Source organism: Mycolicibacter heraklionensis (assembly GCF_019645815.1).
GTDB classification, from domain to species: Bacteria; Actinomycetota; Actinomycetes; order Mycobacteriales; family Mycobacteriaceae; genus Mycobacterium; species Mycobacterium heraklionense.
On record NZ_CP080997.1, the window covers coordinates 516,090 to 537,435 of the forward strand.

13 protein-coding genes are annotated in these 21,346 nt (G+C 72.2%); 5 read left to right on the plus strand and 8 right to left on the minus strand.

Annotated features, from left to right (window positions below; genetic code table 11):
- Window positions 1-78: 78 nt before the first annotated feature.
- Window positions 79-591: a PH domain-containing protein gene (locus tag K3U94_RS02455; protein WP_047320286.1), complete on the plus strand. Its 513-nt coding sequence runs from the start codon at window positions 79-81 to the stop codon at window positions 589-591.
- Window positions 592-877: 286 nt separating this feature from the next.
- Here K3U94_RS02455 and K3U94_RS02460 read toward each other — a convergent pair whose 3' ends face one another.
- Genes K3U94_RS02460 through K3U94_RS02470 form a run of 3 tightly spaced genes read right to left on the minus strand, consistent with a single transcriptional unit; the run spans window position 878 to window position 3,431 of the window.
- The gene (locus K3U94_RS02460) at window positions 878-1,402 is read right to left on the minus strand and encodes a hypothetical protein (RefSeq protein WP_047320263.1); all 525 of its coding nucleotides are present in this window, start codon (window positions 1,400-1,402) and stop codon (window positions 878-880) included.
- Window positions 1,403-1,443: 41 nt separating this feature from the next.
- Complete coding sequence (locus K3U94_RS24020; protein WP_267878339.1) at window positions 1,444-3,060, minus strand: DUF4185 domain-containing protein; 1,617 nt, start codon at window positions 3,058-3,060, stop codon at window positions 1,444-1,446.
- Window positions 3,061-3,074: 14 nt separating this feature from the next.
- Entirely contained in the window at window positions 3,075-3,431 is a 357-nt protein-coding gene (locus tag K3U94_RS02470; RefSeq protein WP_220695463.1) for a hypothetical protein, read from the minus strand.
- 304 nt (window positions 3,432-3,735) lie between these two features.
- Here K3U94_RS02470 and K3U94_RS02475 point away from each other — a divergent pair, with 304 nt between their 5' ends.
- Window positions 3,736-5,235, plus strand: a complete 1,500-nt coding sequence (locus K3U94_RS02475; RefSeq protein ID WP_220695464.1) for a PH domain-containing protein — start codon at window positions 3,736-3,738, stop codon at window positions 5,233-5,235.
- Between the two features lie 39 nt (window positions 5,236-5,274).
- Here the strand turns inward: K3U94_RS02475 and K3U94_RS24025 are convergent, their stop codons facing one another.
- Both K3U94_RS24025 and K3U94_RS02485 read right to left on the minus strand, forming a co-directional pair.
- The gene (locus K3U94_RS24025; RefSeq protein WP_220695465.1) at window positions 5,275-8,331 is read right to left on the minus strand and encodes a PE family protein; all 3,057 of its coding nucleotides are present in this window, start codon (window positions 8,329-8,331) and stop codon (window positions 5,275-5,277) included.
- A gap of 251 nt (window positions 8,332-8,582) precedes the next feature.
- On the minus strand, window positions 8,583-10,274 hold the full coding sequence (locus tag K3U94_RS02485; protein ID WP_220695466.1) for a DEAD/DEAH box helicase: 1,692 nt from the start codon (window positions 10,272-10,274) through the stop codon (window positions 8,583-8,585).
- Window positions 10,275-10,329: 55 nt separating this feature from the next.
- On the opposite strand from K3U94_RS02485, the gene K3U94_RS02490 reads away from it, so the two are divergent.
- The 3 genes from K3U94_RS02490 to K3U94_RS02500 all read left to right on the plus strand — a co-directional run bounded on the left by K3U94_RS02490 (window position 10,330) and on the right by K3U94_RS02500 (window position 14,367).
- Window positions 10,330-11,037: a M24 family metallopeptidase gene (locus tag K3U94_RS02490; RefSeq protein ID WP_220695467.1), complete on the plus strand. Its 708-nt coding sequence runs from the start codon at window positions 10,330-10,332 to the stop codon at window positions 11,035-11,037.
- A 239-nt stretch (window positions 11,038-11,276) separates the two neighbouring features.
- Window positions 11,277-12,902: a chaperonin GroEL gene (gene groL / locus K3U94_RS02495; protein ID WP_220695468.1), complete on the plus strand. Its 1,626-nt coding sequence runs from the start codon at window positions 11,277-11,279 to the stop codon at window positions 12,900-12,902.
- Between the two features lie 130 nt (window positions 12,903-13,032).
- Window positions 13,033-14,367 carry a bifunctional adenosylcobinamide kinase/adenosylcobinamide-phosphate guanylyltransferase gene (locus tag K3U94_RS02500; protein ID WP_220695469.1) on the plus strand — a complete coding sequence of 445 codons (1,335 nt, stop codon included), beginning with the start codon at window positions 13,033-13,035 and terminating at the stop codon, window positions 14,365-14,367.
- Here the strand turns inward: K3U94_RS02500 and K3U94_RS02505 are convergent.
- The 3 genes from K3U94_RS02505 to K3U94_RS02515 are packed head-to-tail and all read right to left on the minus strand — an operon-like array spanning window position 14,348 to window position 21,126.
- On the minus strand, window positions 14,348-14,749 hold the full coding sequence (locus K3U94_RS02505) for a pyridoxamine 5'-phosphate oxidase family protein (protein WP_220695470.1): 402 nt from the start codon (window positions 14,747-14,749) through the stop codon (window positions 14,348-14,350). The two genes, K3U94_RS02500 and K3U94_RS02505, sit on opposite strands and share 20 nt — an antisense overlap.
- A gap of 18 nt (window positions 14,750-14,767) precedes the next feature.
- Complete coding sequence (locus K3U94_RS02510; protein ID WP_220695471.1) at window positions 14,768-15,154, minus strand: pyridoxamine 5'-phosphate oxidase family protein; 387 nt, start codon at window positions 15,152-15,154, stop codon at window positions 14,768-14,770.
- 41 nt (window positions 15,155-15,195) lie between these two features.
- Complete coding sequence (locus K3U94_RS02515; protein WP_220695472.1) at window positions 15,196-21,126, minus strand: PGRS repeat-containing protein; 5,931 nt, start codon at window positions 21,124-21,126, stop codon at window positions 15,196-15,198.
- Window positions 21,127-21,346 lie beyond the last annotated feature (220 nt).

Consider the following 21,346-nt stretch of genomic DNA (forward strand, 5'->3'; position numbering starts at 1 on the left):
GCATCGTGCGCCGGATCGTTTGCCAGGCTCGCGCGGTCGACGGTGCGGCGCGGCCCGCGCCCTGACATCCTCTCCTACATGGCGCAGCACGCAGACGGCTCCACGGCGACCACCCTGGTCGATCCCACCAATCCGCCCAGCTCCCGTGCGCCCTTGGTCTGGGCGCTGGTCGGTGCGGTGCCCTGGCTGTTTCTGGCCCTGCTGCAGCTGGGCTGGGCGGCCGCCGACGAGCGGCTTGCCTGGCTGCACGTCACCGCCCTCGCGGTCACCGCGCTGGGTCTGCTGGTCTCGGCGGTGATCGCCCCGTTGTGGCGCTATCGGGTGCACCGGTGGGACGTCAGCGATCAGGCCGTCTACACCCGCACCGGTTGGCTGGTGCAGGAGCGCCGGATCGCGCCGATCTCGCGAGTGCAGACCGTCGACACCTACCGGGGTCCGCTGGATCGCCTGCTGGGGCTGGCCAATGTGCGGGTGACCACCGCGTCGTCGGCGGGCGCGGTGCACATCGTGGCGCTGGATGCCGCCGTCGCCGACCGCATCGTGGCGCAACTGACCGACATTGCCGCGCTGGGTGCCGAGGACGCCACGTGAGCCGCGCCGAGCCGCGCCGGCACCGGTCGTCCACGCTGACGGTGCATGTACCGCATTAAACGACGTCGATGCTTATAACGCGTGCCTGGGGAAGATGAATGGGCACTGTGCGCATCGTCCCCCAGGTTTTCCTGGCGCATTCCGCGTCGGGTGCACCTACCCCGACGGTGGCAGCGGCGCACGCCGATCCGAACGCCAGCTCCAGGGTGAATAGCGACATGAGCGCGAACGGCACGCACGCCGCCAGCACCAGCAGGAGCTGCCGAGGTGATCAGCCGCCAGGCGCTTAGACGTGGGAAAGCCATCCGGATCCGTTGGGGGACAGTACGAAGCCGCGGTCCTGTGGATCTTTGCAGGCGGTGGTTCCGGAGTCATTGACACCGCAGACCACACCACCGAGGGAGATCGAGTGAAGTGGAGGGAGAGTCTTGATCGAGTGGCCGTTAACGGTGTCGCTCGTACCGAGCGTCCCGCTGCTTGCCTGTACCGGACCGTCCGTTCCGATTGAGTTCACGCGGGGTGTGCCACCTGCTGTTGGTGTGGCGGGCGGGATGGCCGGCAGGTTGTTGCCGGCGCAGGCGGCTCCCGAGTTGGGTCGCACGGTGCACACGACGCCGTCAGGGGTGAGGAAGAACGTCTCCGAATGGGAGATTCCTGGGGTGTCGATGGTAATCGCATAGTCGGCCGGGTTCACGGGTGCGTAGCTGTTGATGTCGGGAAATGGCGGGGTGTCGGCCCGGGCGGTGCAGCCGCCGGAGGTGAGAGCGGCGACAAAGGTTCCGGCGGCGATCATGAGTGTCTTGACGAGCATGTCAGTCCTATCGAAACGTGGCCCACTGTCGTTCGGGATCGTTACCTGTTCGGGTTTACCTGAAATTGTTCCACGACGTACGGGGTGTTGGTGCCGGTGTTCCATTGGCTGACCAGGATGCCCATATCGTCGAGGGTTGAGCCGGGCAGGATGTAGCCGCCGTAGTTCTGCGGGTAGGTTCCTGGCACTGGATTGGCCCAGTCGCCGCCGGGCGCCACGACGGTACGCGCCCCGGCGAATACATCCGTCGGGGCTTCCCCGATGTGGAGGTCCACTGAGCCATTGGCGCCGTTAAATCCGGCTAGGACCGGTTGCCCGCCGACTTCTTGGAAGCTCAGCTCGCCGTATGTATCTCCGCCTGGTGGTGGGACGGCTACTTGCCCAGGAGTGCCCCATCCGCTACCTGTCCAGGGTTGCCACGAGCTGCGGTCGGTCACGTTCGCGGGGTCGGCGCGATACATGGAGACGCCCTGGCTGCGGTCGAAGGCGTCGGCCGCGATGTAGACGTTGCCGTCGGCGGCTTGATAGCCGCTGATCTGTGTGGGTGCACTGCTGACGGCGGTTCCTGGGTGTGGCATGTCTGCGGAGGGTTGCGCGTTAGGTGTCCATGGCCGCCATGATCCGTCGATGGGTTGCCAGCCGCTGGCCGGATCGTTCGTGACTTTCGTCAGCCACGTGCCTCCGGTTGGATTCAGGTCATTGGTTCCGGCCACCATCATGTAGGTGGTGCCGTCGCGCATCCGGATGCTGCCCGCGGGAAGCGTGTTCGTACCTGCCGCCTGTGGTGGCGGGAGGAAGAGCACGTTACTGCCGTCGGGGCCGGTCAGCGGGGGGCCGTCGATGACCACCTTGCCGTTCTCCATGTGTACTGGCACCGCTGCTGAAGGGTAGTGGTCGCCCACGCCCATCTTGTCGCCGGAGAATGAGTCGCCCAGGATCATGACTTGCTTGCCGTTGGGCAAGGTGATGACTTCACCGAGGTCGGCAGCGCCGATACCGGGGATGCCGGGATCAGCACCGGTGCCTGCGACTGGCCCCAGGTTCCGGGACTCTCCCCGGCGCAGCACGTCATCGACGAGCACCACGCGCGGCTGTCCGTTGCCACCGGCCCCACCATCGGCGCCGTCTTCACCGAAGCTGAACGAGTGCAGGCCCGCCGTGGCCGTGGTGAGTTGGCGGGCTATCTCCTGCTCGTTGTTTACCAGGTTCGCGGCTCGGGATTTGATGAAACTGGCGTGAGCTTGGGCGGCTTGCTCGCGCTGCGTCTGCTCCGCGGCGGAGCTGTAGTAGGTCCAGGTGTCGGTGACGGAGTAGTCGTCGCCGACCCGGAAGTCTTCGCGCTCGGCGGTATTGACGGCAGACAACACGAGCCCCTTGTTGCTCTGCTGGGCTTGCGCGCCGCGGGTGGCGATAGCGGCGGCGTTGCGCAGCATGTCGGCGGGACCGTGGATTTTCACGACGTCGGCGGCGGCGCGCTGTTGGAAGGCTTCGGCGCCGGCGCCGGTCCAGGGGGTGCCTCCGGGACTCTTTGAGGCGTCGCGGACTTCGGTGAACGCGGCTTCCCATGTGTTGGCGAGGTTGGTCCAGGCGGTGGCGTTGGTGGTGAGGTAATCCCAGTTGGCGTCTTCGATCTCGGTCAGCGGTGGCAATCCGGACATCGCGGTCTACCTGCCTATATCCCGAGCGTGCCGGCGCCGCCGTCGGCACCGGAGTTGCGGGGGACCAGCGCGGGAAGGCCGCCTGCGTGCTGGGGGACTGCGGCCAGAGTGGCGGCGCCGTTGTGGTCCATCGTTTCGTACCCCCGAGCGGCGATGCTCAGCTTGTTCGAGCTCGCGGTCATCCGGGATCTGGAGGCGGTGCCGACGCTGCTCGCACCGGAATTGACGCTGCTCGCCGCCGCGCCGCTGGACTGCCATGCCGATGCGCTCGCCGCGGGCATTGTCGGCTCGACCTCACCCGACAATGCCGCGCAGCGTTGCGCCAGGTCGCGCAGGCTGACCGGGGTGACCCTCTGGACGGGGGAGGTCATGAGGGAATCGTATTAGTGAATGCCGGTTTGCCGAATTCACTGGCGGGCGACGCCCGGGGGACCGCTGTTGCTTCATTGCTGGCTCCGGGCATCAATAAACCTCCCCGGGGCCTCGCGTCACGGTTACCGGCGGGGAGTGGGTGACGACTTCCGGTCGGTGGCTTGCCACATGCGCAAAGGTTGCCGCATCTCGCCTAGCGATGACTATGCAACTTTTGCGGCTACCGTTCCAAGCGGGGCGCGGCGACACGCGGAGCCCCGACCATCAGACTATGGGGGCACGGGTGGGGCACGGAGAAGGCGGATGAACAGCACACAGCGCTCTGAACAGTGGCAACGCCTGAGTCCGCGGATGCTGCTGGTGCATCCGCTGCACGAAGTGCTGCGTGAACTGCCCCTGCTGGTCGCGGTGGTGGTGTTCGGCTCGGCGACCGACAACCGGCCGTGGGTGCTGGCGGTGGTGTCGGTGATCGCCGTGGTGGGTGTGACGCGCTGGTTCACCACCACCTACCGCATCGAACCCGACCCCGAGGCCGGCCGGGTGCAGCTGCGCTCCGGGCTGTTGCGTCGCAAGGTGCTCTCGGTGCCGCGCAACCGGATTCGCTCGGTGGAGACCGATGCCCGGCTGTTGCACCGGCTGCTGGGGCTGACGGTGTTGCGGGTCAGCACGGGTCAGCATGCCGCCGCGGACAGCGCCTTCGAACTGAACGCGGTCGAGAGCAGCGAGGTCCCTGGACTTCGCGCGACGCTGTTGGCGCACACCGGACAAACCGCGCAGGCTGCGACCGGATCGGCGCCCGCCCCAGCGAAGGTGCTGGCGCGGTGGCGGCCGTCGTGGTTGCGCTACAGCCCGCTGAGCCTGTCCGGGCTGGTGATGGTCGGGGCCGCGGTGGGCGCGCTGTACCAGAGCGGAGTCTGGGCGGCACTGGAGGATTCACCGGTGAGCCGGTCCTGGCTTCAGGCCGCCGAACAGTTCGGCGTTCAGCAGAGTCTGACGCTGATCGCCGCCCTGCTGGTGGTGGTCTCCATGCTGTTGGCAGTGCTGCGCTCCCTGGTGACCTACGGAAACCTGGTGCTGTCGCGCAGTTCCGGGGCGGGCGGTGACGTACTGGCGTTGAGTTACGGCCTGCTGCGAGTGCGCGAACACAACTACGACATGCGCCGGTTGCGCGGCGGAACGCTGCGCCGGCCGCTGCTAGTGCGGTTGTTCGGCGGCGCGCGGCTGGACGCGGCGATGACCGGGGTCAACGGGGAGGGCGAGTCGTCGATCCTGCTGCCGCCCTGCCCGCGGGCCACCGCCGAGGGGGTCTTGACCGGATTGGTCGCGGACCCCGTGGTGGTCACCGGGTCGCTGCGCCCGCACGGGCCGGCGGCGACCCGCCGGCGTTGGACTCGGGCGCTGCTGCTGCCGGTGGCCGCCGGGGCCGGGCTGGCGATCGCGTCGGCGGTCGTCGACCTACCGCACTGGTGCTGGCCGGCCTGGGTGGCGATGACGCTGGGTGCGGCGCTGATGGCCGTCGACCGAGTGCGTGCCTTGGGCCATCGCGTCGACGCGCACTGGCTGTCGGCCCGCACCGGCAGTTGGGAGCAGCGTCGCTACTGCATCGCCACCGCGGGCATCGTCGGTTGGACGGTGCGCCAGAGCTGGTTTCAGCGCCGCGCCGGGGTGGCCACTCTGATCGCGGCCACCGCCGCCGGGGTCAAGGCGTACCGGGTGATCGACGTGCCGCAGGAGTGGGCGTGGTCGGTGGCCGCGCAGGCCTCGCCCTGGGTGGCGCGCAGCGCGTGGGCGCGGCACGGCTGACCGGTCGATAAACCGGGTCCGGCGCGGCCGGCCGGGCGCTCAGGGGGTGCCGTCGGGGCCAGGGTTGCCGTGGACGGCGTTGCCGGTCCCGCTCGTGTACGCGTCGCCGCCGCCACCGCCGTCGCCGCCGGAAGTCGCGCCGTCACCCCCGGCACCGCCGTCGCCGCCGAGGGCGTCTTGCGTCGATGTGGTGTTCTGGATGACCGCCAGGCCGCCACCGCCGCCGTTGCCGCCTTGTCCGGTACTGCCGTCGGCGCCGGCGGCCCCGTCGCCGCCGATGACCTTGCCCGTCCCGTAGGTGTGCGCGTTGCCGCCGTTGCCGCCGTTGCCGCCGGTCGTACCGCTGCCGCCGGCTCCGCCCTGGCCGCCGAGGGTGTCTTGGCCCGCCTCGATGGTGCTGTCCGCATTGCCGCCGTTGCCGCCGTTGCCGCCGTTGCCGCCGTCGCCGCTGGCCCCGGTACCACCGTCGCCGCCGATGGCCTTACCCGTCCCTTGGGTGTAGCCGTTGCCGCCGTTGCCGCCGTTGCCGCCGGTCGTACCGCTGCCGCCGGCCCCGCCCTGGGCGCCGAAGGCGTCTTGTGTCGTCGTGCCCGCGGTGCCGCCGTTGCCGCCGTTGCCACCGGTTCCGTTACCGCCGTTGCCGCCGTCTGCCCCGTCGGCGGCGATGCCCTTCCCCGTCCCGTTGGTGCCGCCGTTGCCGCCGTTGCCGCCGTTGCCGCCGCCGGCCGCACCGTTGCCACCGGCCCCGGCCTGACCGCCGAGAGCGTCCTGTGTCGACGCGCCCGCGGAGTTATAGATCGAGGCGTCACCGCCGTTGCCGCCGTTGCCGCCGTTGCCGCTTCCACCCGCGCCGCCGTCCGCTCCGTCGCCGCCGATGGCCTTGCCCAACCCCTCGGTGTACGCGTTGCCGCCGTTGCCGCCGTTGCCGGCGCCGGTGGCTCCGCTACCGCCACTCCCGCCGTCGCCGGCAAGAGCATCGTGTGTCGACGCGCTGTTGTAGCTGTAGACGTAGCCGCCGCTGCCACCGTTGCCGCCGGCGCCGAAACCACCCGCGCCGCCGTCAGCCCCGTCGCCGGCGACAGCCTTGCCCGTCCCCTGGTTCACCACGTTGCCGCCGTCGCCACCGTTGCCACCGCCGGTCGCCCCGCTACCGCCGGTCCCAGCCTTGCCGCCGAGGGCGTCCTGCGTCGACGCGACGTTGCCGATCGACGCGCCGCCGCCGTCGCCGCCGTTGCCGCCGGTGCCGGTACCGCCGGCGGCGCCGTCCGCCCCGTCGGCGGCGAGGGCCTTGCCCGTCCCGTAGTTGATCGCGCCCCCGCCGTTGCCGCCGTTGCCGCCGCCGGCCGCACCGTTGCCGGCGGCCCCGGCCTGGCCGCCGACGGCATCTTGCGTCGACGCGCCGTTGCCGATCCACGCGCCGCCGCCGTTGCCGCCGTTGCCGCCGGTGCCGGTACCACCGGCGGCGCCGTCCGCTCCGTCGGCGGCGACGGCTTTACCCGTTCCGGCTGTGGTCGCGCTGCCGCCGTTGCCGCCGTTGCCGCCGCCGGCCGCACCACTGCCAGCGGCCCCGGCCTGGCCGCCGAAGATGTCTTGGGTCGATGCGCTGTTGGAGCTCCATCCCAGGCCGCCGTCGCCGCCGTTGCCACCGGCGCCGGTACCACCCGCGCCGCCGGCCGCGCCGTCCCCGCCGATGGCCTTACCTGTCCCGTAGGTGATCGCGCCGCCGCCGTTGCCGCCGTTGCCGCCGCCGGCCGCACCGCTGCCGCCGGCCCCGCCGTCACCACCAAGGGCGTCCTGCGTCGACGTGGTCGACGTGCTGTCACCGATGATCAAGCTGCCGCCGGCACCGCCGTTGCCGCCGACACCGATACCTCCGGTGCCGCCGTTGCCACCATTGCCCGCCTGGGGGTGATCGCCATCTCCCAAGGCGCCGTCGCCGCCGTTGCCGCCGTGGATTCCGGTGGCGGTGCTGGTGTTGCCGGCGGTTCCGGCTGTGCCGTCGGTTCCGCCGTTGCCGCCGGTGCCGTGCAGACCACCGGAACCGGCGGCACCGGCGGCGCTGCTGCCGGCGTTGCCGCCGTCGCCGCCAGCTCCATCAGCACCGCCGGTACCGGTATTGCCCCACGCCCCGGCGGCCCCGTTGCCGCTGCTGCCGGCGTTGCCGGCGTTGCCGCCGTTGCCGCCCGCTCCACCGTCACCGTTGACACCGAGGTGCCCGAAGGTCGTCACGCCACCGCTGCCGCCGTTGCCGCCGTCACCGCCGGCGAAACCGTCTGCGCTGCCGCCATCTTGGCCGCGACCGTTGTTCACCCCGACCACGCCGTCGCCGCCGTTGCCGCCGATACCCCCGGACGAACCGTCCCCACCGGAACCACCGTGGCCACCCTCGCCGCCATCACCAAAGATGCCGGCGGCTCCGCCGTTGCCGCCGACACCACCGTTGCTGCCGGCGGCGTTGATGCCGTCGGCGCCGGCCCCGCCAGCGCCACCGGCACCGCCGTCACCGAACAGCCAGCCACCGGCGCCACCGGCCCCGCCGTCACCGGCGACTCCTGCGTTGTCCGCGGCGTCCAGGCCGGCTCCCCCCTCGCCACCGTTGCCGAACATGCCGGCCATCCCACCGGTACCCCCGGTGACACCGAGGCCACCGTCGCCGGCCAGGAACCCGCCGTCACCGAGGTCGCCGAACCACCCGGTCGACCCGAACAGTGAGGTGTTGGCCCCGTCGAAGCCGTCGACGCCGTCACCGATCAGATCGCGGCCGAACAGCCACTCCGAGGGCTGGTTGAGCAGGTCCAGCCACCATCCGTTGGCGGGATCGGCGAGCATGGTCTCCACCTGCGCATGCAGATCAGCCATCCAGTCGGTCTCCGGTGCCGGCAGGGCATCGAACGCCACGGTCTCCGCCGGGGGAGTCCAGGCCGACGCATCCAGCCATGTCCACGCGGTCGGGTCGAACAGGTCATCCAGAAAATCGGCGCGGGCCACCGGCGCACCGGCGGTCAACGGCGCCATCCCGAACGCCAGAAACGCCCCCACCGTCGCACCCGCGCCCGTCGCACGACGACGCAGCCGATTCGAACGACCAGTACCCATGCGATCAGCCCCCTACATGTGAGATACCCCCAAGTTTTTCTTTAAGACAAGCCAAGCATCGGCTGCATTAATTCGATACAGGGTTTTCCCTGTAATTCGGCGGGCAGGGAACCTTCGCCCTGCGGAAACACTCCGGTCCTTACCCGCTGAGCCCCGTCGCGGGTTCGTCGAGTGTGCGGATTGGTCGGCAAGATCAGCGGATCGGCAACGAAACCGCACACTCGACGGGCAGGGGAGGAGCCAGTCGAGCGCTACAGCTGCCGGATGGCTTCGATCCGTGCCCGCAACTGATCCGATGTCGCCGCCGCCACCGGCGGGCCGCCGCAGATCCGGCGCAGCTCGTTGTGGATCCAGCCGTGCGGCTTGCCGAGCCGATGATGGGCCGCCGACACCAGCGCGTTGAGTTCGTGGCGCAGCGCCCGCAACTGGCCGTGCGTGGTCACCGGCACCGGAACCCCGCCGTCGTTGACCGCCTTGGACCGCCGGTCCAGCTGCTCTTCCTGCCTGCGCCGCAACAGGTCCCGCATCTGGTCGGCGTCGAGCAGCCCGGGGATGCCCAGGTAGTCGGCCTCCTCCTCGCTGCCGGCGGGGGTGGCGGTGCCGAACGAGGCGCCGTCGAAGATCACCTGGTCCAGCTCGGCGTCGGCCCCCAGCGACTCGAAGGTGTTCTCCAGTTCGGAGGGCTCGTCGCGCCGGCGCTCGGCCTCGGCGAACTCGTCGCGTTCGGACTCCCGGTGCGGTTTGCCGAGGACGTGGTTGCGCTGCTGTTCCAGCTCGCTGGCCAGACCCAGCAGTGACGGCACCGACGGCAGAAAGATGCTGGCGGTCTCGCCGGGCCGCCGCGACCGCACGAACCGGCCGATGGCCTGTGCGAAGAACAACGGGGTGGACGCGCTGGTGGCGTAGACGCCGACCGCCAGCCGGGGCACGTCGACGCCCTCGGAAACCATCCGCACCGCCACCAGCCAGCGACTGGTGGCCGCGGAGAACTGCGCGATCTTGTCCGACGCGCTGGGGTCGTCGGAGAGCACCACGGTGGGGGCCTCGCCGGTGAGGTTGGTCAGCAGCTTGGCGTAGGCACGGGCCGTCTTCTGATCGGAGGCGATGATCATGCCGCCGGCATCGGCCATGCCGCCCTCGCGCAGCTGGCGCAGCCGGGTGTCGGCGGCGGTGATCACCGCCGGCATCCACTCGCCGTTGGGGTCCAGCGCCGTGCGCCACGCCCGGGCGGTGTGCTCGGCGGTCAGCGGTTCGCCGAGCCGGGCCGAGTATTCCTCGCCCGCGCTGTCGCGCCAGCGGGCCTCGCCCGAGTAGGCCATGAACACCACCGGGCGCACCACCCCGTCGGCCAGCGCATCGGTGTAGCCGTAGCTGTCGTCGGCCACCGATCTCAGGTGGCCGGCGCCGTCGGGCTCGTAGTTGACGAACGGGATCGGACTGTCGTCACTGCGGAACGGGGTGCCGGTCAGTGCCAGCCGGCGGGTGGCATCGTCGAACGCCTCCCGGATGCCGTCACCCCAGCTTTTGGCGTCACCGCCGTGGTGGATCTCGTCGAAGATCACCAGGGTCTTGGCGGCCTCGGTGCGCACCCGGTGCCGGGTGGGGTGGCTGGCGACCTGCGCGTAGGTGACGACGACACCGTGGTACTCCGAGCTGGTCTGTGAGTCGGAGTTGGAAAACCGCGGATCCAAGGCGATGCCGTGCGAGGCGGCGGCCGACGCCCACTGCACCTTGAGGTGTTCGGTGGGCACCACGATCGTGATCCGCTCGACGGTGCGGTCGGCCAGCAGCTCGGCGACGATACGCAGCGCGAACGTCGTCTTACCGGCGCCGGGGGTGGCCACCATCAGGAAATCTCGCGGCTTGGCGGTCAGATAGCGCACCAGAGCCCGGCGTTGCCAGCCCCGCAAAGCCCGGGTGCTGGGCGCTGCTTCAGCCCGCACCCGGTCTCCTATCTGATCGAGATGCAGTCTAGGGCAAGCCGATAGCATCGCTGGTGTGTCCACCCCGCGCGAGCCGGAATCCGTCCGTGTCGAGCGGCTCCGCGACGCGCAGGCCAAGGCCGTCGCACTGTTTGACGAAATCGAGCGCCGCGGCATGGTCCGCCCCGGAGTCGGCGAGCGACAGCTCTCCGATGAGATCCGAGACCTGGCCTCCGACATGTTCGGGGTGACACGGCACTGGCATCGGCGGGTGGTGCGGGCCGGGGAGAACAGCCTGCTGCCGTTTCACGCCGACCCGCCCGATCGCATCATGGCCGACGACGACATCGCCTACCTCGACCTGGGGCCGATCTTCGAAGAGTGGGAGGCCGACTTCGGCCGCACCTTCGTGCTCGGCGGTGTTGATGCAGACCCGGACAAGCTGGCTCTGCGCGACGCGCTGCCGCGGGTGTGGAATGCCGGCCGGGAGTTCTTCGACGCACACCCCGACATCACCGGGGCGCAGCTCTACGAGCATGTCGTCGGCTTGGCCCGGGCGGAGGGCTTCGAGTTCGGCGCTCCCATCGCCGGGCACCTGCTCGGGGAGTTTCCGCACAAGAAGATCTCCGGTGACGACGCCCGGTTCTACGTGACGCCCGGATCCGATGAGCCGATGCGCCGGACCGACCCCACCGGCAGGGTCTGCCACTGGATCCTGGAGGTGCACTTGGCGAACCGGGCCCGCGGGTTCGGTGGGTTCTACGAGCAGCTGCTCGATGTCTAGCTGTGCCTGATCGCCCGCCTTCTCAGCCCGTCGCTTCGCTCCGCGCATCGTCACCGGCCGACCTTGCACTCTCCATGGGCGAGTGCTAAAAATGACGTTGGCACTCGCGACCGGCGAGTGCTAGGTCGGGACGGTGAGGTACGGGGCCGCACCTGCGGAGCACACCCACAGCCGTCCGTCGCGGGCACTGCACCCGACCGACAAGACGTGCACCCCCTAACCGGAGGAATCACTTCGCAATGGCTAAGCAAATTGCGTATGACGAAGAGGCCCGTCGCGGCCTCGAGCGGGGCCTGAACGCCCTCGCCGACGCGGTCAAGGTGACGCTGGGCCCCAAGGGCCGCAACGTCGTCCTGGAGAAGAAGTGGGGCGCCCCCACGATCACCAACGATGGTGTGTCCATCGCCAAGGAGATCGAGCTGGAGGACCCCTACGAGAAGATCGGCGCCGAGCTGGTCAAAGAGGTCGCCAAGAAGACCGACGACGTCGCGGGTGACGGCACCACCACCGCCACCGTGCTGGCCCAGGCCCTGGTCAAGGAAGGCCTGCGCAACGTGGCCGCCGGCGCCAACCCGCTGGGTCTGAAGCGCGGCATCGAGAAGGCCGTTGAGAAGGTCACCTCGACCCTGCTGGCTTCGGCCAAGGAGGTCGAGACCAAGGAGCAGATCGCGGCGACCGCCGGTATCTCCGCGGGCGACCAGACCATCGGTGACCTGATCGCCGAGGCCATGGACAAGGTCGGCAACGAGGGTGTCATCACCGTCGAGGAGTCCAACACCTTCGGTCTGCAGCTGGAGCTCACCGAGGGCATGCGCTTCGACAAGGGCTACATCTCGGGCTACTTCGTCACCGACGCCGAGCGTCAGGAAGCCGTCCTGGAGGACCCCTACATCCTGCTGGTCAGCTCCAAGATCTCGACCGTCAAGGACCTGCTGCCGCTGCTGGAGAAGGTCATCCAGTCCGGCAAGCCGCTGCTGATCATCGCCGAGGACGTCGAGGGCGAGGCCCTGTCGACCCTGGTGGTCAACAAGATCCGCGGCACCTTCAAGTCCGTCGCCGTCAAGGCCCCGGGCTTCGGTGACCGCCGCAAGGCGATGCTGCAGGACATGGCGATCCTCACCGGTGGCCAGGTCATCAGCGAAGAGGTCGGCCTGTCGCTGGAGAGCGCCGACGTCGCCCTGCTGGGCACCGCCCGCAAGGTCGTCATCACCAAGGACGAGACCACCATCGTCGAGGGCGCCGGTGACTCCGACGCCATCGCCGGCCGGGTGGCTCAGATCCGCTCGGAGATCGAGAACAGCGACTCCGACTACGACCGCGAGAAGCTGCAGGAGCGTCTGGCCAAGCTGGCCGGCGGTGTTGCGGTGATCAAGGCCGGGGCTGCCACCGAGGTGGAGCTCAAGGAGCGCAAGCACCGCATCGAGGACGCGGTGCGTAACGCCAAGGCCGCCGTGGAGGAGGGCATCGTCGCCGGTGGCGGCGTGGCCCTGCTGCAGGCCGCTCCGTCGCTCGACGAGCTGAAGCTCGAGGGTGACGAGGCGACCGGTGCCAACATCGTGCGCGTCGCGCTGTCGGCTCCGCTGAAGCAGATCGCCTTCAACGCGGGCCTGGAGCCCGGCGTTGTCGCCGAGAAGGTCACCAACTCGGCCGCGGGCACCGGCCTCAACGCCGCCTCTGGCGAGTACGAGGACCTGCTCAAGGCCGGCGTTGCCGACCCGGTGAAGGTGACCCGCTCGGCGCTGCAGAACGCGGCGTCCATCGCGGCACTGTTCCTGACCACCGAGGCTGTTGTCGCCGACAAGCCGGAGAAGGCGGCCGCACCCGCGGGCGACCCGACCGGTGGCATGGGCGGCATGGACTTCTAAGTCTGGCTGCACGGCGAGGCCCGGTCTGCTTCGGCAGGCCGGGTCTTCGTCGTTTACGTTGACTCTGCGTCCACGGCGTGAAAGTGCGAGTGGTGTGCGCCGTGGGCGCAGAGTCAACGACAATGGCCGGGTGGAGATCCTGCTGCTGGGCACCGGCAGTGCCGATGGCTGGCCGAATCCGTTCTGCCGCTGCGACTCCTGCCTGTCGGCGGCCGGGAGCGTCCGTGGCCAGACTGCCGCGCTGGTCGACGACGTCCTGCTGCTGGACTGCGGGCCGGAGGTGCCGCGCGCCGCGATGCGGTTCGGGCGGTCATTGGCCGGAGTTCGGCACATCCTGTTCACTCATGGCCACCCCGACCATGTCGGCCCCGCCGCGTTGTTGATGCGGCACTGGACCGGGACCGGTGAGCCGCTCGATGTGGTCGGACCGGCCAGTGCTCTCGACCAATGCCGACATTGGGTGGGGCCCGATGACCCGGTCCGGTTCGTCGAGGTTTCGCCTGGCGACGACGTGCGCGTGGGTGACTATCGGCTGCGGGTGCTGGCCGCGGCGCACGGCGCCGACATCGGCGGTGACGCGGTGCTCTACGACCTGGAATCTGTTGGTGGCCGGACCTTCTGGGCCACCGACACCGGGCCATTGCCCGAGGAGACGCACGCCGCGGTGGCAGGCGCCGGCTACGACGCGGTGTTTCTGGAGGAGACCTTCGGCAACTACACCGAGCACGGCACCGAGCACCACGACCTGCCGGCGTTCACGGCAACGGTGGCCGCGTTGCGGAGTTCGGGCGCCATCACCGACACCACCGACGTCGTCGCGGTACACCTGAGCCACCACAATCCGCCTGAGCCCGAATTGACTGCGGTACTGTCTGATTCAGATGCTCGACCGGGATCTGATGGCGAGGTGGTGCGAGTGGGTGCAGCCGGTGCAGCACCGGCCCACACCCTGGTGCTCGGCGGGGCACGCTCAGGCAAGTCCGCGCACGCCGAAGCGCTGCTGGCCGCTGAGCCGGCCGTGACCTACCTGGCCACCGGCGGAGTTCGCGAGGGTGACCCGGAGTGGGCCGAACGTATCCGACTGCACCGGACGCGACGTCCGGAATCCTGGCGCACCGTCGAAACCACCGACGTCGCCGCTGCGCTACGCACCGCCGAAACCCCGCTGCTGCTGGACTGTTTGGGCACCTGGCTCACCGCCCGGATGGACCTGCACCGGGTGTGGGACGGTGGCGCGCTGGACGGCGTCCACGCCGATATCGACGAGCTGGTGTCCGCCTGGCGAGCCTGCCCGCAGCCGGCGGTGGCGGTGAGCAACGAGGTGGGCAGCGGGGTGGTTCCGCCCACCGCGTCGGGACGGCTGTTCCGCGACCTGCTGGGAGTGCTCAACGCGCGTATTGCCGCCGAGTCCGACGACGTGGTGCTGATGGTGGCCGGCCGGCCGCTCAGGCTCCCTGCGGAGTGAGCTTCAGGTCGACACAGTCGCTGTAGCAAGGGGTTTCGCCCGGCGACTCGGGGGTGGCGACCCGGATCAGCACCGCCCTGCTGGGGGTGATCGCCAGGCTGGCCAGCTCGCCGGCATCGGACACTTCGGCGGTGCCGTCGACGATCACGGTGTAACCGCCCGGCGCCGGCGGCGGCCACATCACGGTGACGTCGGTGCTGCGGGCCAGGTTCGCCCGGCTGCGGCGGCCGCCCAGGGCGCCGATGTGCACGGTGTCGCCTTGCAGCACCGGCATCACCGGGACCGGGTGCGGGCGGTTCTCGGCGTCGACGGTGATCAGGTAGGCATAGTCGTAGCCCACCAGCTTCTCGGCGAGCCGCGCGAAGTCCACGTTGGAAGCCATGTGGACCAGGCTAGGCTGTCAGTCCGCCTTGAGCTGCACACAGTCGTGCACTGTGCCGACCGCCCGATCGCTGCCGGCCTCGAACACCGGGCGGTGTAGCAGGGCCTTGGTCGGCGTCACCAGCACCGGGCCGGCCGGATCCTCGGGAAGCTCAGCGTGGCCGTCGACGAACAGTGAGTACTCGTCCACCTCGCGCGCGGGCCAGACCAGCGTGACGCCGGCGCGGGCCGCGATGTTCTCCCGGCCGTGCGAGCCGACCGGACCGATATCCACCCGGGTGCCGTCGAAGGTCGGGGTGATCGCGGTGGTGCGGACGCGATAGTCGTCGCCGACGGTCACCAGGAACGCGAACCCGTAACCGGGCAACAGCTCGGCCAGGCGGGCGAGGTCGACGGACTTGGCCATGGAATCGAGGGTAAAGGCCGTCCACGGACACCGGTAGCGCGCTACGGACTCGGGACCCCACCTGCCCCGCCGGGACCGCCGGCCCCACCCTGGGAAATGAGGGTGGCGGCGCCAGCACCGTCAGCGCCGGGGGTGCCGGCCGCTCCGTCAACAACGGTCCCGTCGCCTGCGGTCCCGTCGCCGCCGTCGCCGCCGTCGCCGCCGTGGCCGCCGTAAACCCAGACCCCACCCTGGCTGAAGCCCGTTCCGGCCAGCGCGCCGTTGCCGCCGTCGCCGCCGCTGCCGTGCAGGCCGTTGCCGCCGTTGCCGCCGTCGCCGCCGTCGCCGCCGTTGCCGCTGCCGGCCCCATTGGCGCCGCCAGGGTAGCCATAGGCGCCTTTGCCGCCGTCGCCGCCGTTATCGCCGTCGCCGCCGTTGCCGCCGTTTCCGCCGCTGCCGCCGTTGCCGAGGAAACCCCACGCCCCCTCGCCGCCGTCGCCGCCGTTGCCGCCGTCGCCGGAGACCGAGCCGCCGTTGCCCCCGTTGCCGCCGTTGCCGCCATTACCGCCGTTGACGGCAGGGCTGCTGGATGTGGTACCCGCCGAGAGGTCCCACCCGCCGTGTCCACCGACACCGCCGTCGCCGCCGTTGCCGACGGTGCCGCCCGACCCGCCGGCGCCGCCGTTGCCGCCATTGCCAGGAGGAGGCTCGCTGTTGGTGCTGGGGGCCCAGCCGTCGCCGCCGGCCCCGCCGGTGCCGCCAGATCCGATGGCCCCGGCGCTCCCGCTGACGCCGCCTACCGCCTGGGCCTGCCCGCCAATACCGGCGGCGCCGGGCGTGCCGCCGGTACCGCCGTTGCCGCCGTTCGGGTTGGCGGCGTCGCCGGCCGTCCCGGCCCCGCCCGTACCGCCGTTGCCGGCCGCCCCGCCGTCGCCGCCGTTGCCGGACGTGGTGCCACCCAAGCCACCGGTGCCGCCGTTGCCGCCTTGCCCGCCGCCCAGGCCGGCGGCTCCGGTTCCCCCGACCCCGCCGGCCCCGCCGGTCCCCCCGTTGCCGACCGGGCCGGCGTTGCCGCCGGTACCGCCGGCCCCACCGGCGCCAACCCCGGGCATTTCGACACTTGGAGCACCGGGGCCGCCGATACCGCCGGTACCGCCGGTGCCGCCGTTGCCGGAGATCGCGCCGCCGTTGCCGCCGTTGCCGCCGCGGCCGCCCGTCCCGGCGCCCAGGAAGTCACCATGAGAGGTGGCGCCTTGTCCGCCGTTGCCGCCGTCGCCGCCATTGCCGACCGCCCCGCCGTTGCCTCCGTTGCCTCCGTTGCCGCCCGCAACTCCGCCAAAAAAGGTAATCAAGTTGTCTTGGCCGGGTGCGCCGTTGCCGCCGTTGCCGCCGGTGGTGGCCACGGCCCCGTCGCCGCCACGCAGGCCGATGTCGCCCCCGCTGCCGCCGACCCCGGCCGCACCGCCGGCACCGCCGGTGCCGACGGTCTGGCCCGGGTCACCGCCGTCGCCTCCGTTGCCGCCGACGTACGACGCGCTGCCGCCGTCGCCGCCCTGGCCGGAGTCACCGCCGTTGCCGCCGTTGCCGCCGTCACCGTTGGTGCCGTGGCTGGACGCTCCGCCGGTCCCACCCGTGCCGCCGCTCCCGCCGGCTCCGCCGTCGCCACCCTTGCCGGCGGTTCCGCTGCCTCCCGAGCTGTCATAGGCGCCGCCGACTCCGCCGTTGCCTCCGGTGCCGCCGACGCCTCCCGTGCCGCCGGTCCCGCCGTTGCCTGAGATCGAGCCGCCGGCCCCGCCGGTCCCGCCGACTCCGCCGTTGCCGCCGGTTCCGCCGACAGCACCGTTGCCGACGGTGCCGCCGGCCGCCCCGGTGCCGCCGGACGCGCCAGCGCCGCCGCGACCGCCGGCCCCGCCGTTGCCGCCGTTGCCTGCGGTCGCCGCATCGCCGCCGGCCCCGCCGCGACCGCCGGTCGCCCCCGGAGAGGTGGGAGCCGTGCCCACTGCGGCAGCACCGGACCCGCCGGCAGCGCCGCCGTTGCCGCCGTTTCCGCCGTTGCCGACGGCTCCGATCGCCGCACCGCCGGCGCCGCCGTCGGCGCCCGCTGCGCCGATAACGGGGTCGGCGCCGGCCGTGCTGGTGCTGACGGCGTCTCCGCCGTTGCCGCCGTTGCCACCGTTGCCGCCGTTGCCGGAGGTGGCGCCGCTCATACCGCCGGTCCCTGCGGTCCCGCCGGCCCCGCCGGTTGCGCCGGCGTCGCCGTTCCCGCCGTTCCCGCCGTCGCCACCATTGCCGACCGCCGCGCCATTGCCGCCTGCGCCGCCGGCACCGCCCGCCGCACCGTCCGCGGTGAGCGGACCGCCGGTGCCGGACAGGCCGGCGTTGCCGCCGTTGCCGCCGTTGCCGCCGTCGCCGAAGCCGCGGGCCGACCCGCCATTCCCGCCGTCGCCGCCGACGGCACCGGTGGTGGCGGGTGTGGGGAGTCCGGAGGGGGCGTTGTCGCTGGCGTTGTCTCCGATACCGCCATCACCGCCGGCCCCACCATTGCCGCCGTTTCCGGAGGTGGTGCCACCCAAGCCGCCGTTGCCGCCGTTGCCGCCGTTTCCGGCTCCCCAGGTGATCGCGGTGTTGTTGCCGCTCAGGTGGCCGCTTACGCCGCCGGTGCCGCCGTTTCCGCCGTTGCCGCCGTTGCCGACCGCGCCGCCGTCGCCGCCGTTTCCGCCGTTGCCACCGAGGACCTCCGGGAGGCCGTACTGCTGATCGGCCCGCCCGCCGTTGCCGCCGTTTCCGCCGTTGCCCCCGCTGGTGACCGTCGTCCCGTTTCCACCGGTCGCTCCGGTGCCGGCGCCGTCGCCCCCGGCCGCTCCGCCGGTCCCGCCGGTACCGGCGTTGCCGGGGTCACCGCCGTTCCCGCCGTTCCCGGCGTTCCCGGCGCGAGGCCCTTCGGGGTGATAGGTGGCATTGCTGCCGCCGTCCCCACCTCGGCCACCGTCGCCGGGTGTTCCCGCGTTGCCCCCGGTTCCGCCGTCGCCGCCGTCGCCGTTCGCGCCGTTAGTGGCCGCGCCGCCGGTTCCGCCAGTTCCGCCGTTGCCGCCGTCGCCGCCGCTGCCGCCGTTGCCACCGTTGTCGCCGTCGCCGCTGCCGCCCGAGCTGCCCCAGCCGGCGGCTCCGGTTGCACCGGCGCCGCCGTTGCCGCCGGTACCGCCCGCGCCGCCGGCACCGCCGTCGCCCGAGAGCGTCCCGGCGGTGCCGCCGTTGCCGCCCGCCCCACCCTTGCCGCCGTCGCTACCGTTGCCGCCGTTGCCGCCGTCGGTGTCCGGCGTAGTGCCATCGCCGCCGGTCGCGCCGTTGCCGCCACTGCCGCCGTCGCCGCCGTCGCCGTGGTCGCCGCCCTTGCCGCCGGCCCCGCCGTTGCCGCCGGTCCCGCCGGCGAGGGTCGCGTTGGCCCCGTCGCCACCGCTGCCGCCGTTGCCGCCGCCGGCCGGTGTGGCTCCGGTGTGGCCGTCGGCGCCCTGGTAGGCGCCGGTGCCCCCGCCGACACCCGCGGTCCCGCCGAGCCCGGCGTTGCCGCCGTTGCCGCCGTCACCGCCGTTGCCAGCGCCGCCTGAGCTGGCGGTGACACCGTTGCCGCCGTCGCCGCCGGTACCGCCACTACCGGCGGCCCCGCCGTCACCGCCGGTGCCACCCATGCCGTGGCTGCCGGATCCTCCTGCGGCAACCGCTCCGCCTGCACCGCCATTGCCGCCGGATCCGCCCGCTGCGCCGTTGCCGCCGGCACCGCCGTTGCTGCCGTCGCCGCCGGCCGAGTCGGCGGAGCCGTCGCCGCCATTGCTGCCTCGGCCGCCGTCGCCGCCTTTTCCGCCGGTACCGCCGCTGCCACCGGTTCCGCCGTTGCCGGAGATCGCACCGCCGAGGCCGCCGTTGCCACCCACGCCGCCGTTGCCCCCAGCAGAGGCGTCGTTGCCGACGCCGCCGCTGCCAAAGCCGGGCGCGCCGCTGCCGCCGCCGCCCCCGTTACCGCCGTTGCCCCCGTTGCCGCCGTTTCCGACATTGCCCCCGTTGCCGCCTGCTCCACCGGCTCCGCCGTTGCCCGAGGTCACGTTCGGGTCGGCGGCGCCGTTTCCGCCGTTTCCGCCGTTGCCGCCGCCGGCCGCGATGGCGCCGGTGTGGCCGCCGGCGCCTCGATCGGAGCCGGTGCCACCACCCGCACCGCCGGCCCCGCCGGCTCCGGCGTCGCCGCCGTTGCCACCCTGCCCGCCGTTGCCGGCCGACACGTTGCTGCCGAAGACGGCGTTGCCGCCGTTTCCGCCGTTGCCGCCGGCGCCCGAGACGCCGCCGGTGCCGCCCGCTCCGCCGACGCCGTGGTGTCCGGACCCGCCGGCGGCCACCCCGCCCCCGGACCCGCCCGCGCCGCCGACCCCACCGTCGCCCCCGACGGCGCCGTTGCCGCCGGTCAGGCCATCGCCGGTGTAGTTGAAGAAGGGGGTCGTCGTAGTGCCGGCGCCGCCGCTCCCGCCGGCGCCGCCGGTCCCGCCGACACCGCCGGCGCCTCCGGTGCCGCCGTCACCGGAGATGGAACCGCCCAAACCGCCATTGCCGCCGACACCGCCGGTCCCTCCGGTGCCCCCGGCGGTCCCGTCACCGCCGGCGCCGTACTGCGGACTGGCGCCGTCGCCGCCGACCGCGCCGGTGCCGCCCCGCCCACCGGCCCCGCCGTCACCGCCGTCGCCGTGATCACCGCCGTTGCCGCCGGCCCCACCGTTGCCGCCGGTACCGCCCACCGTGGTCGCATCCCAGCCGGTGCCGCCGGTGCCGCCATTCCCGACGTTGACCGGTGTGACCCCGGCCAGACCGTCGGCGCCTGTCGTGGCGCCGTCACCGCCCATGCCACCGGCACCGCCGGCACCGGCGTCGCCACCGTTGCCGCCCGCGCCGCCGTCGGGAGTCGCGGCATTCCCGGCCCCGCCGGTACCGCCGTCGCCCGGTGTGCCGCCGTCGCCGCCGGTCCCGCCTGCGCCGCCGGTGCCCTGCGAGCCGGAGGCACCGAATACTCCGCTCGTCCCGCCCACGCCGCCATTACCGCCGTGGCCGCCAGTACCGCCGGCTCCGCCGCTGCCGCCATTGCCGCCGGTCCCGCCGGCGAGGGTCGCCGCCGCGCCGCTGATGCCACTGCCGCCCGCCCCGCCGGTCCCGCCTGTCCCGCCTATCCCGCCGGCCCCGCCGGTCCCGATCAGCCGGGCGGCGTTGCCGCCGGCCCCACCGACACCGCCGATGCCACCGGTAAGGCCGGCCGTGCCGCTGTCGCCCGGGCCGACACCGTCGACACCGGCCGCGCCGACCGACCCGGTCCCGCCGAGTCCTCCGGTGCCGCCGTTGCCGAACAGCCAGCCGGTGGCGTCGCCGCCGGCCCCACCGTTGGCGCCGGTGCCGCCGGTCCCGCCGTCGCCGGCGATGCCGAACCCGGTGTCACCGCCGCTGCCGCCGTCGGCCCCGGCACCGCCCAGGCCGCCGTCGCCGCCATCGCCGAAGAACGCGGCCCCACCATTTCCGCCGGCCACACCGTCGACCGTGCTGTCCCAACCCGCGCCGCCGTCACCGAACCACAGTCCGCCTGCGCCTCCGGTGGGATCTGCCTGGGTTCCGGCCAGACCGTTGCCGATCAGCAGGTCGGTGCCGAACAACGGCCCCAGGTACTGGTTGATGGCCGCGTCCACCTGGGCACCGAACGTACTGGCGATCCAGTCCTGCCCGACGTCGTGGATCGGCTGGTAGATCCACTGGTCGAACAGTGCGGCCCAGTCGGTGGGATCGCCGGTGGCCGGTGCCGTGCCCACCGTCAGGGCCTGCCACGCCGAGGGGTCGAACAGGTCGTCGATCCAGGCGAACTCATCGGCCCGGGCGGTCGGCGCGGACGCCAACGGAGCCACCCCAAACGCCAGGAACGCCCCGACGACCGTGCCGGCCCCGACCACCCGACCGCGACGATGACCAGACATGAGGACCTCCCGGGACCGAACCGACACCAGCACCCCTTAGCGTCGGCTCAGGAACTCGCATCCGGCTCCGTAGCGCACTACCTGTCCTTGGGCCCGCTACAGTGCCGACTACTCACATCGGCGGCTGTGTAGTCAGCACCGGATTGCGGGTAGTCGCCGCCCCCACGACGCCGGGAATCGGGTAGTCGTCCACGGATACCGCGTGCCGCCGGGGCGGACA

Bases quoted from the DNA above. Each gene is read 5' to 3' on its own strand.
- K3U94_RS02455 (WP_047320286.1), top strand. From the start codon at position 79: ATGGCGCAGCACGCAGACGGCTCCACGGCGACCACCCTGGTCGATCCC.
- K3U94_RS02460 (WP_047320263.1), bottom strand. From the start codon at position 1,402: ATGCTCGTCAAGACACTCATGATCGCCGCCGGAACCTTTGTCGCCGCT.
- K3U94_RS24020 (WP_267878339.1), bottom strand. From the start codon at position 3,060: ATGTCCGGATTGCCACCGCTGACCGAGATCGAAGACGCCAACTGGGAT.
- K3U94_RS02470 (WP_220695463.1), bottom strand. From the start codon at position 3,431: ATGACCTCCCCCGTCCAGAGGGTCACCCCGGTCAGCCTGCGCGACCTG.
- K3U94_RS02475 (WP_220695464.1), top strand. From the start codon at position 3,736: ATGAACAGCACACAGCGCTCTGAACAGTGGCAACGCCTGAGTCCGCGG.
- K3U94_RS24025 (WP_220695465.1), bottom strand. From the start codon at position 8,331: ATGGGTACTGGTCGTTCGAATCGGCTGCGTCGTCGTGCGACGGGCGCG.
- groL (WP_220695468.1), top strand. From the start codon at position 11,277: ATGGCTAAGCAAATTGCGTATGACGAAGAGGCCCGTCGCGGCCTCGAG.
- K3U94_RS02505 (WP_220695470.1), bottom strand. From the start codon at position 14,749: ATGGCTTCCAACGTGGACTTCGCGCGGCTCGCCGAGAAGCTGGTGGGC.
- K3U94_RS02510 (WP_220695471.1), bottom strand. From the start codon at position 15,154: ATGGCCAAGTCCGTCGACCTCGCCCGCCTGGCCGAGCTGTTGCCCGGT.
- K3U94_RS02515 (WP_220695472.1), bottom strand. From the start codon at position 21,126: ATGTCTGGTCATCGTCGCGGTCGGGTGGTCGGGGCCGGCACGGTCGTC.